Raw genomic sequence first — 667 nt, forward strand, 5'->3', positions numbered from 1 at the left:
CACCAGAAACCAAAGATTATCTGCACTTTCTGCATTTTCGGAGTATGCACAGAATAGGGATTTTGATGCTGCATCAGTTTTTAGAAGTGCCATTATTCGGATTCCTGTGAATGAATATTATGGTGCGGCAGAGCCGCCAGTCCGGTGTGACGAGAGCCACCTGTCCGGACTAACGGAGCCACCCCATTTGTTTTGTTATTAGATTACTTAGCCAAAGCAGGATCTAATCCGTATACTTCTCTCATCGAAAGGTCTTTAGATGGATCAATACACTCAATATTGATTTTATATGAATCATAAGATATACGGTCCATAATGGCATCTGCAAGAGTACTTTCACCACTGCAGATCTGTTGGTACCATTCCCTCTCACGAAACTGGGAACAGAAGATTGTTGAAGATCTCTTACGTCTTTTGTGTATCAGTTCGAAAAGGTTTCTAGCTTCAGCTTCTGTCAGTTTGAGAAGCAGCCATTCATCAATAATCAGTAATACTGGCTTAGTATATTTTTTCAGAACAGCGGTAAAGGTACCATTATCCCTGGCTGCCTGTAAGTTGTATATAGTAAAATAAAAGTACCTCAAATCGGAAAGTAAAATTCCCAAATATCGGATTGGGAATTTCCCACAATAAAGCAGGACATCTTGAATCACTTAACCAATACCGT

The 667-nt window shown here is 40.0% G+C and carries 1 protein-coding gene and 1 pseudogene; one reads left to right on the forward strand and one right to left on the reverse strand.

What is annotated here, in order from left to right; genetic code table 11:
• Positions 1-202: pseudogene (locus tag ACTNBF_RS16520) on the forward strand (tyrosine-type recombinase/integrase); the annotation flags it as partial.
• 1 nt (position 203) lies between these two features.
• Here ACTNBF_RS16520 and ACTNBF_RS16525 read toward each other — a convergent pair.
• Entirely contained in the window at positions 204-605 is a 402-nt protein-coding gene (locus ACTNBF_RS16525; RefSeq protein ID WP_441089711.1) for an ATP-binding protein, read from the reverse strand.
• Positions 606-667 lie beyond the last annotated feature (62 nt).

The sequence above is a fragment of the Bariatricus sp. HCP28S3_A4 genome (genome assembly GCF_052066395.1).
Lineage (GTDB): Bacteria > Bacillota > Clostridia > Lachnospirales > Lachnospiraceae > Allocoprococcus.